Source organism: Rhodopseudomonas sp. NSM (assembly GCF_052445935.1).
In the GTDB taxonomy this organism is placed as follows: domain Bacteria; phylum Pseudomonadota; class Alphaproteobacteria; order Rhizobiales; family Xanthobacteraceae; genus Rhodopseudomonas.
Genome location: NZ_JBQTCH010000001.1, coordinates 285,081 through 298,163 on the forward strand (window position 1 = coordinate 285,081; position 13,083 = coordinate 298,163).

The following is a 13,083-nucleotide window of genomic DNA, read 5'->3' on the forward strand; positions in this document are numbered from 1 at the left end:
TGATGGGAAGCGAATTCACGATCGACCAGAAGCGCTACCTCGAAGGCTTCGCCACCGGCGTCACCGCCGCGCGCGCGGCCCGCGGCGCCCTGCCCGCGCCCGGCGGCGCCACGACGCCATCCGGCCCCGATGCGATTCATATTGCGGCTCAGGATCGCGTTCTCGTGTCGGGCAAGAAGCTGGTCGATCAGGAAAAATGGAAGCGCGAGGAGCATCCGTTCGACGCCTATGCGCGGCTGAAGCAACAGGCCAGGACGAATACGCCGCCGAAGCCGTCGGACAATTTCCGCTGGCGCTACTATGGCCTGTTCTACGTCGCCCCGACGCAGACCTCCTATATGTGCCGGCTGCGGATTCCCAACGGCATTCTCAGCTCGTGGCAGATGGCCGGCCTCGCCGATCTGGCTGATACTTGCGCCGGTGGATACTCCCACGTCACCACCCGCGCCAATTTGCAACTACGCGAGATCGAGCCGAAGCACGCCGTGACGCTGATCGAGGGCATCGAGAGCCTCGGCCTGTGGGCGCGCGGCGCCGGCGCCGACAACATCCGCAACGTCACAGGAAGCGCCACCGCCGGCATCGATCCGCAGGAGCTGATCGACACCCGGCCATATGCGCGCGAATGGCACTTCCACATCTTGAACGAACGAGCCCTGTATGGGCTCCCGCGAAAATTCAACGTCGCGTTCGACGGCGGCGGGCTGATCCCGACGCTGGAGGACACCAACGACATCGCGTTCCAGGCGGTGATGATTACAGACGGTCACGGCGTCGCGCCCGGCGTCTGGTTCCGGCTCGCCCTCGGCGGCATCACCGGCCACAAGGATTTTGCCCGCGACACCGGCGTGATCGTGCCGCCGATCGAGGCGACCGATGTCGCGGACGCGGTCGTGCGGGTGTTCATCGAGCACGGCGACCGCACCGACCGCGCTAGGTCTCGCTTGAAATACGTGCTCGACGCGTTCGGCTTCGACAAGTTTCTCGGGCTGGTCGAGGACAGGCTCGGCCGCAAGCTGGTGCGTGTCGCTGCCGAGGCCGCGCAGCCGCGCCCGGCGCAGGATCGCAGCGCGCATATCGGCGTGCATCCGCAGAAGCAGCCGGGGCTGAACTATCTCGGCGTGCGGCTGCCGCTCGGCAAGCTGACCTCGGCGCAGATGCGCGGCCTCGCCGAGATCGCGCGCGGCTTCGGCGACGGCGATATCCGCCTCACCGTGTGGCAGAACCTGCTGATCTCCGGCGTTGCCGATGCGCGCGTCGCCGACGCGACCGCTGCGATCGAGGCGCTGGGGCTGGCGATCAGTGCCAGCCCTATCCGCGCCGGCCTGATCGCCTGCACCGGCGCCACCGGCTGCCGCTTCGCCGCCGCGCATACCAAGGAGAGCGCAGAGGCGATCGCCGACTGGTGCGAACCGCGCGTGGCGCTCGACACCCCGGTCAACATCCACCTCACCGGCTGCCACCATTCCTGCGCGCAGCATTTCATCAGCGACATCGGCCTGATCGGCGCCAAGGTGCCGGTCTCGGACGAGGACACCGTCGAGGGCTATCACATCCATGTGGGCGGCGCGTTCGGCGATGGCGCGGCGATCGGCGCCGAGATATTGCGCGACGTCAAGCAGGACGACGCGCCGAAAGTGATCGCGCACATGCTGAGCACTTATCTCGCGCAGCGCGCCTCGCCGGACGAGACCTTCCTCGACTTCGCCAGCCGCCACGACACTGCGACGTTGCAGCGGATCTTCGCCATAGATACGACTTCGGAGCCCGGCGCATGAGCCAGAATATGCCGCCGCCGATCCCTACGCTGATCCCGGACACCGCGCCGTTTTCCGAGGAACAGCGCGCCTGGCTCAATGGTTTCTTCGCGGGCCTCGTCTCGCTCGACGGTTCCGGCGTCACCGCGCTGTCGAGCGAACAAGCCGCGGCGCTGCTCGGCGGCGGCCCTGCCCCCGGGGCCGACGACGATGACGGCGGCGCGCCGTGGCACGACCAGACGCTGCCGATTGCCGAGCGGATGCAACTCGCCGACGACAAGCCGCTGCGCTGGAAGCTGATGGCGGCGATGGCGCAGCAGGATTGCGGCCAATGCGGCTACGACTGCAAGAACTACTCGGCGGCGATCTTCGAGGGCAAGGAGCAGCGGCTCAACCTCTGCGCGCCGGGCGGCAAGGACACCGCGCGGATGGTGAAGACGCTGGCCGAGCAGATCGGCAGCGCGCCGACGCTCGACAAAGCGCCGCCGCTCGCGGTCGACGCTGCCGCCGCCGCCGCGGCGCTGCCGCCACGCGGCACTTCGCGCGACAATCCGGCCACTGCCAAGGTGCTGTCGCGCCGCAAGCTGAACAAGGGCGGCTCCGAGAAGGAGACCTGGCACATCGAATTCGAACTCGAGGAAGGACTGAGTTACGAGGCCGGCGATTCCTTCGGGCTGTTTCCGACCAACGATCCTGTGCTGGTCGATCTCGTACTCAAAGCGCTCGGCGCGCCTGCAACGTTCCCGATTGGCGACCGCACGCTGCGCGAGGTGCTGATCGACGGCGTCTCGCTGTCGCCGGCGCCGGACATGCTGTTCCAGCTCATCAGCTACATCACCGGCGGCGACAAGCGAAAGAAAGCCCGCGCGCTCGCCAATGGCGAGGACCCCGACGGCGACGCCGCGACGCTCGACGTGCTGGCGGCACTGGAGAAATTCCCCGGCATCCGCCCCGATCCGGAAGCCTTCGTCGAGGCGCTCGATCCGCTGCAGCCGCGGCTGTATTCGATCTCGTCATCGCCGAAGACCCTTCCTGGAAGGCTGTCGCTGACGGTGGATTGCGTGCGCTACATCATCGGCAAGCGCCAACGCCTCGGCGTCTGTTCGACCGGCCTCGCCGAACGCGTGACGCCGGGCGACAGCGTGCGCGTCTATGTGCAGAAGGCGCATAATTTCGCGCTGCCGGCCGACCCCAATCAACCTGTCATTATGATCGGCCCCGGCACCGGCGTCGCACCCTTCCGCGCCTTTCTGCACGAGCGGCAGGCGACCCAGGCGCCGGGCAAGAACTGGCTGTTCTTCGGCCATCAGCGCTCGGCCTGCGACTTCTTCTACGACGACGAACTCAACGCGATGAAACGCGCCGGCCTGCTGACGCGGCTGTCGCTGGCGTGGTCGCGCGACTCCGGCGAGAAGATCTACGTGCAGGACCGGATGCGCGAAGTCGGCCGCGATCTGTGGAGCTGGCTCACCGAGGGCGCCACCATCTATGTCTGCGGTGACGCCAAGCGGATGGCGAAGGACGTCGAACTGGCGCTGGTCGATATCGTCGCGCAGCACGGCGCCCGCAGCGCCGCGGAGGCCACCGCCTTCGTCTCCGAGCTGAAGAAACACGGCCGCTACCAGCAGGACGTGTATTGATGAATGCACTGACGCAACATCCGCCGGCGGTGCGCACCACCTGCGCCTATTGCGGCGTCGGCTGCGGCCTGCTCGCCAAGCCCGATGGAACGGGCGGCGCGACGATCAGCGGCGATCCAGAGCATCCGGCGAATTTCGGCCGGCTGTGCTCGAAGGGCTCGGCGCTGGGCGAAACGCTGGCGCTCGGCACGCGGCTGCTGCACCCGATGCTGCGCGGGACGGACGGCGCGATGGCGCGGGTGTCGTGGGACACGGCACTGGACAACGTCGCGAACGGCTTTGCGGAGATCATCGCAAAGCACGGGCCGGACTCGGTTGCGTTCTATCTCTCGGGCCAGTTGCTGACCGAGGACTACTACGTCGCCAACAAGCTGATGAAAGGCTTTGTCGGCTCGGCCAATGTCGACACCAATTCGCGGCTTTGTATGGCCTCCTCGGTCGCCGGCCATCGCCGCGCCTTCGGCAGCGACACCGTGCCGGGGACTTATGCCGATCTCGATCAGGCCGATCTGATCGTGCTGGTAGGTTCCAACGCGGCGTGGTGCCATCCGGTGCTGTATCAGCGCATCATCGCCAACAAGCGCAATCGCGGCGCGACAATCGTGGTGATCGACCCGCGCCGCACCGCCAGCGTCGAGGACGACGATCTGCATCTGGCGGTGGCGCCGGGAATGGACACTGCTTTGTTCAGCGGCCTGCTGGTGCATCTCGCCGACACGTTGTCCTTCAACTTCGACTATCTCGACAAGCACACGACCGGACTGACGGACGCGCTGGTGCGTGCGCGCGAGATCGCTCCGACGCCGGCCGCGACTGCCGCGGCGACCGGCCTCAGCGAAGCCGATGTGGCGCGGTTCTTCGCGCTGTTCCGCGACACGCCCAACGCCGTCACCTGCTATTCCCAAGGCGTCAATCAGTCGGCGCAGGGCACCGACAAGGTCGGCGCGATCATCAACTGCCATCTCGCCACCGGCCGGATCGGCCGGCCCGGCATGGGGCCGTTCTCGCTCACCGGACAGCCGAACGCGATGGGCGGCCGCGAGGCCGGCGGCCTCGCCAACCAGCTTGCCGCCCATATGCATTTCACGCCGGAGGCGATCGACCGCGTCGGCCGGTTCTGGCGCGCGCCGAACATGGCGCAGCACGAAGGGCTGAAGGCGGTGGCGATGTTCGAGGCGATCGCGCGCGGCGAGATCAAGGCGCTGTGGGTGATGGCGACCAACCCGGCGGTGTCGCTGCCGCGCGCGGGGTCCGTCGCGGAAGCGCTGTCGAAGCTCGACCTGCTGGTCGTTTCGGAAAACGTGATCAGCAACGACACCGTGGCCTGCGGCGCGCACGTGCTGCTGCCGGCCGCGGCGTGGGGCGAGAAGGACGGCACCGTCACCAATTCGGAGCGGCGGATCTCACGCCAGCGCGCGTTCCTGCCGCTGCCCGGCGAGGCGAAGCCGGACTGGTGGATCGTGGCGCAAGTGGCGCAACGCCTCGGCTTCGCCGACGCGTTCACCTATCAGTCCACCGCCGACATCTTCCGCGAACACGCCGCCCTGTCGGCATTCGAGAACGACGGCAGCCGCGACTTCGACATCGGCGCGCTGGCTTCGCTGAGCGACGACGCCTTCAACGCGCTCGACCCGGTGCAATGGCCGGCCCGCGCCGGAGAGCCGCTCGCCGACTCGCGCTTCTTCGCGGCCGGCGGCTACTACACGCCGGACCGCAAGGCGCGGCTGATCGCGCCGGCGATGCCCGCGCTGCACCAGGCGCCCTCGCCGGCGTTCCCGCTGGTGCTGAACACCGGCCGCATTCGTGATCAATGGCACACCATGACGCGCAGCGGCCTCAGCCCGCGGCTCGGCGCGCATCTGCCGGAGCCGTTCGTCGAGGTGCATCCGATCGACGCGGCGGCGGCGGGCCTCGACGATGGCGGCTTCGCGCGTATCACGACGACGGACGGCACATGCGTGCTGAAAGTCATCATCAGCGCCGGCCAGCGCAAGAGCTCACTGTTCGCGCCGATCCATTGGAGCGGCGAGACCGCGGCGACGGCGCGCGTCGGCGCGCTGGTGGCGCCGGTCACCGATCCTTTCTCGGGTCAGCCGGAAGCCAAGGCGACGCCGGCGGCGATCGCGCCGGTCGACTACGCGCTGCGCGGCTTCGCGCTGTCGCGGCAGTCGCTGACGCTGCCGGAGGGCAGCTGGTGGGCGCGGATCGCCGTCCGCAACGGCGCGGGTCTGCTGATCGCGAGCGACGAGTCGGCGTCCGCCTGGCGCGGCCACGCCAGGGCGCTGTTCGGCGACGGCGTCGAGCTCGCCGAATATCTCGACGAGCCGCGGCAGAGTTTTCGCGCGGCGGCGTTTCAAGATGGAAGGCTGGTCGGCTGCCTGTTCGTCGGGCCGGCCGAAGCCGCGCCGCAATGGGACGCCGTGAAGGCGGTGTTCGAGGCCGAGACGCTGGAGGATCGCGAGCGCCGCGCGGTGCTGTCTGGCCGCTCGACCGACGGCCTCCCCGATTCCGGCCCGATCGTCTGCGCCTGTTTCGGCGTCGGCCTCACCACCATCCGCGACGCGATCGAAAGCGGCGCCGCCATCAGCGTCGACGCGATCGGCAAATCTCTCCGCGCCGGCACCAATTGCGGCTCGTGCCTGCCGGAGATCCGCAAGATCGTGGCGGGGGCGAAGGTCAGCGAGACAGTGTGATGAACTAACAACTTGCGCCGGCCTGCTCCCTCGCCCCGCTCTTCGCGGGGAGAGGGGTGGGGTGAGGGGCGACGCGCACACGGAGGCTCGGCTGCGCGGAGGCGCCCCCTCACCCGGATTGCTGCGCAATCCGACCTCTCCCCGCGCGCGGGGAGAGGTGCGCATGGGGCGACCGCCTCGACCTTCTCGTGCGTTGCGTATCGCGAAAGCGGACTACACCGACGCCGTCGTCACGCCGCCGTCGATGACGATGGTCTGGCCGGTCATGAAGGTCGAGGCGTCGGAGCCCAGATAGGCGACGGCGCCGGCGATTTCGTGCGGTTCGCCGATCCGGCGCAGCGGGGTCGAGGCGGTGCGGCGCTTGAGATTGGCTTCGTCTTCCCACAGCGCGCGGGCGAAGTCGGTCTTGACCAGGCCGGGCGCGATGCAATTGACCCGCACGCCCTTCTCGCCCCATTCGCCGGCGAGGCTGCGGCACAGCGCGAAGTCGGCCGCTTTCGAGATGCCGTAGGCGCCGATCACGGTGGAGCCGCGCAGACCGCCGATCGATGACACGATCACCACCGAGCCGCCGCCGCGCTCCGCCATCTGCGGGATTGCGCGGGCGCACAGCCAGATGTTGCTCTTGACGTTACTGGCCATGATCTTGTCGAACGCCTCGTCGGCGATGTCGAGCAGCGGGCCGTAGTAAGGATTGACCGCGGCGTTGCAGACCAGGATGTCGATCTTGCCGTATTTGGCGTTGGCGCCGTCGATCAGCGCCTCGACCTCGGCCTTGCGCGAGATGTTGCAGGCGATGACATGGGCGTCACCGCCGTCCTTGCGGATCGCCTCCGCCACCTCTTCACAGGCGTCGGCCTTGCGGCTCGACACCACCACCTTGGCGCCGAGCTTCGCCAGCAGCTCCGCCGACGCCCGCCCGATGCCGCGCGACGAGCCGGTGATCACCGCGACCTTGCCGGTGAGATCGAACGGGTTGGCGGTCATGACTGCTCCCTTTTTGCTTGTGTGTTTCTCGCCGTCATTCCGGGATGCGCGCCACCGGCGCGCAGACCCGGAATCCAGAGGTTACTGCGAGGAGAGATTCCGGGTTCGCGCTACGCGCGCCCCGGAATGACAAACATGTTGGTTGTGGCAGACCAACTTGCGCCGGCCTGCTCCCTCGCCCCGCTCTTGCGGGGAGAGGGGTGGGGTGAGGGGCGACGCCAGCATTGAGGCTCGACCTTGCGGAAACGCCCCCTCACCCGCCCGGCTCCGCCGGACGACCTCTCCCCGCGCGCGGGGAGAGGTTACGCCGTGCGCGTGTCGTTCAGATCAGCCCGCCGGCTTCGCTGACGCGGGCGAGGTGGTGATCGGTGTCGCCGAAGGTCTGCTCGATCATCGTGAGCCGCTTGAAGTAGTGGCCGATCCTGGCTTCCATCGTCATGCCGATGCCGCCGTGGAGCTGGATCGACTGCTGGCCGACGAATTTGGCCGACTTGCCGATCTGCACCTTGGCGGCGGCGATGGCGTTGGCGCGCTCTTTCGCGTCGTCGAAATCCGCCGCCATGGTGGCGAACATCGCCATCGATCGGGCCTGTTCGGCGGCGACGAACATGTCGGCGGCGCGATGCTGCAGCACCTGGAAGCTGCCGATCGGCACGCCGAACTGCTTGCGAGTCTTGATGTACTCGACCGTGGTGGTGAGCGATTCATCCATCGCGCCGACCGCCTCGGCGCACAGCGCCGAACGGGCGTCGTCGACCACCTGCTCGATCAGCGGCAGGCCGTTCGCCGGATCGCCGATCGCCGCATCCGCGCCGATTTCGACGCCGGTGAAGGTGATGTCGGCGGCGCGCTGGCCGTCCTGGGTCGGGTATCCCTTGCGCGACACGCCCTTGGCGTCGGCCGGCACCAGGAACACGCCGACGCCATTGCGATCACGCTGGCCGCCGGCGGTGCGGGCGGTGACCACCAGCGTGTCGGCGGCCTCGCCGTTCGGCACCACGAATTTCTCGCCGTCGAGGATCCAGCCGTCGCCTTTCTTTTTGGCGGTGGTCGAGACGTCGCCGAGATCCCAGCGCGAATTCTTCTCGAGCTGGGCGAAGGCGAAGGTCTTGCTGCCGTCGATGATGCCGGGCAGATGCGCGGCCTTCTGCGCGGCCGAGCCGGCGCGGCGCAGGAAGCCGCCGGCGATGATCACGGTCGGCAGATACGGCTCGAGCACCAGCGAATGGCCGAGCGCTTCCATCACGATCATGGTCTCGACCGCGCCGGCGCCGAAGCCGCCGTCTTCCTCCGAGAACGGCAGGCCGAGCAGCCCCTGCTCGGCGAACTTGCCCCAGATGTCGCGGCTCCAGCCGTCCTTTTCCTTGGCATATTTCTTGCGGCTGTCGAAATCGTACGAGGACTTCAACAGACCCTCGACGCTTTCCTTGAGGAGGCGCTGCTCCTCCGACAAATCGAAATCCATGGTGATGTCTTTCCTTCAGAAATTCGGTGACCTGCTCCCTCTCCCCGCTTGCGGGGAGAGGGTCGGGGTGAGGGGGCGTCTCCGCGAGTCTCGATGGCTCGGCTGCATCGAAGCGCCCCCTCACCCGCCCGGCTTCGCCGAGCGACCTCTCCCCGCGCGCGGGGAGAGGTGAAAGGAAGCGCTTCGTGACGCGCCCTACAGCCCGAGCACCGCCTTGGTGATGATGTTGCGCTGGATCTCGTTCGAGCCGCCGTAGATCGACACCTTGCGGTTGTTGAAGTAGCTCGGCGCGATCTGCGCGGTCCAGTCCATGGTTTCGTTGGTGTCGTCGTCGCCGTGCACGTCGTAGGGCGCGGCGAACGGGCCGATCACTTCCATCAATAGCTCGGTGGTGGCCTGCTGGATCTCGGAGCCCTTGATCTTCAGCACCGAGGAGGCCGGGTTCGGCTTGCCCTTGCCGTGCTTGCCTTCATCGGCGACGACGCGCAGCTGCGTCAGTTCGAGCGCCTTCAGCTCGATCTCGACCGCGGCCAGCTTGTCGCGGAACTTCGGGTCCTCGATCACCGGCTTGCCGCCGGATTCGACCGAAGCGGCCAGTTCCTTGATGCGGCGGATGCGCTCCTTCGACATGCCGACGCGGGCGATGCCGGTGCGCTCGTTGCCGAGCAGGAACTTGGCGTAGTCCCAGCCCTTGTTCTCCTCACCGACCAGATTCTCGAGCGGCACCTCGACGTCGTCGAAGAACACTTCGTTGACTTCCTTGCCGCCGTCGATGGTCTGGATCGGGCGCACCGTGATGCCCTTGGTCTTCATGTCGACCAGGATGAAGGAGATGCCCGACTGCTTCTTGGCCGCGGGATCGGTGCGGCACAGGCAGAAGATCCAGTCGGCGTATTGCGCCAGCGTGGTCCAGGTCTTCTGGCCGTTGATGATCCACTTGTCGCCGCGCTTCTCGGCCTTGGTCTTGAGCGAGGCGAGATCGGAGCCGGAGCCGGGCTCGGAGAAGCCCTGGCACCACCAATCCTCGACGCTGGCGATGCGCGGCAGGAAGCGCTTCTTCTGCTCCTCGCTGCCGAAGGTGTAGATCACCGGGCCGACCATCGACACGCCGAAGGCGAGCGGCTGCGGCGCGGGCGCGGCCTGCAGCTCCTCGTTGAAGATGTAGTGCTGCACGCTGCTCCAGCCGGTGCCGCCATATTCCTTCGGCCAGTGCGTGACGCCCCAGCCCTTCTTGTGGAGGATGCGATACCACTCCACCATGGCGTCCTTCGACGGATGCCGGCCCTCGACCAGCTTCTGCCGCGTCTTCGCCGGCACGTTGTCCTTGAAGAACTGCCGCACCTCGTCGCGAAACGCGATTTCTTCCTTGCTGAAATTCAGATCCATCGGATCCTCCTGGGGTCAATCAGATCAGTTGTAGCTCAGTCGTCGCGGCACCGGCAGCGCGCTCCCTCGCCCCGCTCTTCGCGGGGAGAGGGTTGAGGTGAGGGGCGACGCGAGCAAGAACTCTCGGCCTCGCGGAGACGCCCCCTCACCCGGATTGCTGCGCAATCCGACCTCTCCCCGCGCGCGGGGAGAGGTTCAGGTCGGTGCCCGTTGTTACTTCCTCAGTGCACGATCTCGAACAGGCCGGCCGAGCCCATGCCGCCGCCGACGCACATGGTGACGACCGCGTACTTCGCCTTGCGGCGGCGGCCTTCGATCAGCGCGTGGCCGGTCAGGCGGGCGCCCGACATGCCGTAGGGATGGCCGACCGAGATCGCGCCGCCATTGACGTTGAGCTTGTCCGGATCGATGCCGAGCTTGTCGCGGCAGTACAGCACCTGCACGGCGAAGGCTTCGTTCAGCTCCCAGACGCCGATGTCGTCGACGGTCAGGCCGTGGCGCTTCAACAGCCGCGGCACCGCGAACACCGGGCCGATGCCCATCTCGTCCGGCTCGCAGCCGTGCGAGACCATGCCGCGGAAGATGCCGAGCGGCTTCAGGCCCTTCGCCGCCGCGGTCTTGTCGCTCATGATCACCGTGGCGGAGGCGCCGTCGGACAGCTGGCTGGCGTTGCCGGCGGTGATGGTGAAGCCCTCGCCGCGCACCGCCTTCAGGCCGGCGAGGCCTTCGGCCGAGGTCTCGGGCCGCGGGCCCTCGTCCTGCGACAGCGTGATGTCCTTGAACGACACCTCGCCGGTGGCCTTGTCGACGACGCCCATCCTGGTCGCGATCGGCGCGATCTCGTCGGCAAACTTGCCACCCTGCTGGGCGGCCGCAGTGCGGCGCTGGCTCTCCAGCGAATACTCGTCCTGGCGCTCGCGCGAGATGCCGTAGCGCTTGGCCACCGTTTCGGCGGTGTCGAGCATCGCCATGTAGACGTCGCCCTTGATCGCCTGCAGCGCCGGATCGACGGCGTGGAAGCCGTTCATCTTGTCGTTCTGCACCAGACTGATCGACTCACCGCCGCCGCCGACCGCGATCTCGACGCCGTCGAACAGCACCGAGCGGGCCGCGAGCGCGATCGCCTGCAGGCCGGAGGCGCATTGCCGGTCGATCGTGGTGCCGGCGGTGGTCACCGGCAGGCCGGCGCGCAGCAGCGCCTTGCGGGCGATGTTGCCGCCGGTGGCGCCCTGCTGCAGCGCCGCACCCATCACCACGTCCTCGACTTCCTTCGGGTCGATCCCGGCGCGCTTGACCGCGTGCTCGATGGCGTGGCCGAGCAAGGTCGCGCCCTCGGTGGCGTTGAGGGCGCCGCGATACGCCTTGCCGATCGGCGTGCGCGCGGTGGAAACGATTACGGCGTCGGTCATGGGCGGACTCCCTGTGCGGTTTGCTGTTGGCTGTGGTTGGTGGATTTGGGTAGCTGATTGCGCAATTCGTGGCGCGAGAGTTTGCCGACCGGCGTGCGCGGCAGTTCCTCGACGAATTCGACCGCGGCCGGCAGTTCGTGCTTGCCGAGCTTGCCTTTGAGGAAATCGCGTAGTTCCTCGACGCTGAACGGCTTCGCGCCGTCGCGCAGCTTGACGAACGCCTTCGCCGCCTCGCCGCGATAATCGTCGGGGATGCCGATCACGATCACTTCCTGCACCGCGGGATGTTCATAGATCGCCTGTTCGATCATCTGCGGATAGACGTTGAAGCCGCCCGAAATGATCATGTCCTTCTTGCGGTCGACCAGGAAGAAATAGCCGTCACCGTCCATATAGCCGATATCGCCGGTGAGAAAACGGTCGCCGACGAAGGATTGCGCGGATTCGTCGGGCCGGTTCCAGTAGCCCGCGGTGACGTTCGGGCCGCGGACGCGGATCTCGCCGACTTCGCCGGGCGGCAGAACCTTCTTCGGATCGTCCAGCGCCACCACGTCGAGTTCGATCCCCGGCAGCATCAACCCGATCGAACCGGGCTTGTCCGGCCCGTCCGGCGGATGGCCGGTGCCGGGCGAGCAGGTCTCGGTCATGCCCCAGCCGCTCTTGAGTTTGAGATTGGTCTTGCGCTCGAACAGCCGCGCGACCTCGACCGGCAGCGGCGCGCCGCCGGAGCCGGCCATCGTCAGCGACGACAGATCGCGGCTCTCCAGCGATGGATCGTTGGCGAGCGCGATCCACATCGTCGGCACGCCGGGAAACACGGTGGCGCGCTTCTCCTCGATGTCGCGGAACACAGCGGCGACGTCGAAGCGCTGATGCAGCGAGATCAGGTCGCCCTGCTTCAGGCAGCGCAGCAGGATCACGGTGAGCGCGTAGATGTGAAACAGCGGCAGCACGCAGATCACGCGATGCGCGCCGCCCTCGCCCGCGCGCACCAGGCCCCAGACGTCGTAGATCGACACCGCCGAGGTGAGATTGGCGTGAGTCAGCATCGCGCCCTTGGGCAGGCCGGTGGTGCCGCCGGTGTATTGCAGCAGCGCGATGTCGTCGGGCGAGATCTGCGGCCAGCTCGCCGGCTTCACGGCGTCCGCGATGAAGTCGGCATAGCGGATCACGCGCGGATCGTCGGGCAAGGGCGCGAGCGGCGTGGCCGATGCGCCCCAATCTGAGTCGGCGCAGACGATCAGGCGATCGAGCAGACCCTTGGCGAGAAATTTCTCCGCCATCGGCAGCAAGGCTGCGGAATCGGTGGTGATCAGCACGCGCGCGCCGGAATCAGAGAGCTTGTGCGACAGCGCGCGCTCGCCGTCGAGCGGCGACAGATGCACCACGCGCGCGCCGGATTTCAGCGCGCCGAAGAAATTGATCGGATGATCCGGCGTGTTGCCGAGAAACAGCGCGACCGAAGCGCCGGGGCCGTAGCCGGCGCGAAGCAGCGCCGCCGCCGCGATGTCGGCTCGTTCCAGCAGCCCGGCATAGGTCATCTGCCGATCGCGAAACTCCAGCGCCGGCCGGTCCGCGTAGTCCGCCGCCGCCTTCGCCAGGAGATCGGGCAACGTGCCCTTCGCGATCTCCGCATCCCAGCGAACGCCGGGCGGGTAGTACTGCTCACCGGGATGGGTCATGGGTTCACAATCGTAATGAAAGCAGAACTAACAGCTCGTCATTCCGGGGCGTGCGCAGCACGAA

At 67.5% G+C, this 13,083-nt stretch carries 8 protein-coding genes; 3 read left to right on the forward strand and 5 right to left on the reverse strand.

The window, feature by feature from the left end; genetic code table 11:
* The first annotated feature begins 2 nt into the window (after positions 1-2).
* From ACTZWT_RS01310 to ACTZWT_RS01320, 3 genes are read left to right on the forward strand one after another with little or no spacing between them, the layout of a single operon-like run.
* Positions 3-1,778, forward strand: coding sequence for a NirA family protein (locus ACTZWT_RS01310; protein WP_444767915.1), 1,776 nt, complete (start codon positions 3-5; stop codon positions 1,776-1,778).
* A complete protein-coding gene (locus ACTZWT_RS01315; RefSeq protein ID WP_444767916.1) occupies positions 1,775-3,397 on the forward strand; it encodes a sulfite reductase subunit alpha in 1,623 nt (540 codons plus the stop codon). Before ACTZWT_RS01310 ends, ACTZWT_RS01315 begins: the two co-directional genes overlap by 4 nt.
* Positions 3,397-6,090: a molybdopterin-dependent oxidoreductase gene (locus ACTZWT_RS01320; RefSeq protein ID WP_444767917.1), complete on the forward strand. Its 2,694-nt coding sequence runs from the start codon at positions 3,397-3,399 to the stop codon at positions 6,088-6,090. Before ACTZWT_RS01315 ends, ACTZWT_RS01320 begins: the two co-directional genes overlap by 1 nt.
* 213 nt (positions 6,091-6,303) lie before the next feature.
* Here ACTZWT_RS01320 and ACTZWT_RS01325 read toward each other — a convergent pair whose 3' ends face one another.
* The 5 genes from ACTZWT_RS01325 to pimA all read right to left on the reverse strand — a co-directional run bounded on the left by ACTZWT_RS01325 (position 6,304) and on the right by pimA (position 13,019).
* Positions 6,304-7,077 (reverse strand): SDR family NAD(P)-dependent oxidoreductase, encoded by a 774-nt coding sequence (locus ACTZWT_RS01325; protein WP_444767918.1) that lies wholly within the window; start codon positions 7,075-7,077, stop codon positions 6,304-6,306.
* 322 nt (positions 7,078-7,399) lie between these two features.
* Positions 7,400-8,542 carry a pimeloyl-CoA dehydrogenase small subunit gene (gene pimD / locus ACTZWT_RS01330; protein ID WP_444767919.1) on the reverse strand — a complete coding sequence of 381 codons (1,143 nt, stop codon included), beginning with the start codon at positions 8,540-8,542 and terminating at the stop codon, positions 7,400-7,402.
* A gap of 195 nt (positions 8,543-8,737) precedes the next feature.
* Positions 8,738-9,928 carry a pimeloyl-CoA dehydrogenase large subunit gene (pimC, locus tag ACTZWT_RS01335; RefSeq protein WP_444767920.1) on the reverse strand — a complete coding sequence of 397 codons (1,191 nt, stop codon included), beginning with the start codon at positions 9,926-9,928 and terminating at the stop codon, positions 8,738-8,740.
* A gap of 221 nt (positions 9,929-10,149) precedes the next feature.
* Positions 10,150-11,337 carry an acetyl-CoA C-acyltransferase gene (locus ACTZWT_RS01340; RefSeq protein ID WP_444767921.1) on the reverse strand — a complete coding sequence of 396 codons (1,188 nt, stop codon included), beginning with the start codon at positions 11,335-11,337 and terminating at the stop codon, positions 10,150-10,152.
* Positions 11,334-13,019 carry a dicarboxylate--CoA ligase PimA gene (gene pimA / locus ACTZWT_RS01345; RefSeq protein WP_444767922.1) on the reverse strand — a complete coding sequence of 562 codons (1,686 nt, stop codon included), beginning with the start codon at positions 13,017-13,019 and terminating at the stop codon, positions 11,334-11,336. The genes ACTZWT_RS01340 and pimA overlap by 4 nt, the downstream gene beginning before the upstream one ends.
* Between the last annotated feature and the right edge of the window lie 64 nt (positions 13,020-13,083).

Bases quoted from the DNA above. Each gene is read 5' to 3' on its own strand.
- pimD (WP_444767919.1), bottom strand. From the start codon at position 8,542: ATGGATTTCGATTTGTCGGAGGAGCAGCGCCTCCTCAAGGAAAGCGTC.
- ACTZWT_RS01315 (WP_444767916.1), top strand. From the start codon at position 1,775: ATGAGCCAGAATATGCCGCCGCCGATCCCTACGCTGATCCCGGACACC.
- pimA (WP_444767922.1), bottom strand. From the start codon at position 13,019: ATGACCCATCCCGGTGAGCAGTACTACCCGCCCGGCGTTCGCTGGGAT.
- ACTZWT_RS01310 (WP_444767915.1), top strand. From the start codon at position 3: ATGGGAAGCGAATTCACGATCGACCAGAAGCGCTACCTCGAAGGCTTC.
- ACTZWT_RS01320 (WP_444767917.1), top strand. From the start codon at position 3,397: ATGAATGCACTGACGCAACATCCGCCGGCGGTGCGCACCACCTGCGCC.
- ACTZWT_RS01340 (WP_444767921.1), bottom strand. From the start codon at position 11,337: ATGACCGACGCCGTAATCGTTTCCACCGCGCGCACGCCGATCGGCAAG.
- pimC (WP_444767920.1), bottom strand. From the start codon at position 9,928: ATGGATCTGAATTTCAGCAAGGAAGAAATCGCGTTTCGCGACGAGGTG.
- ACTZWT_RS01325 (WP_444767918.1), bottom strand. From the start codon at position 7,077: ATGACCGCCAACCCGTTCGATCTCACCGGCAAGGTCGCGGTGATCACC.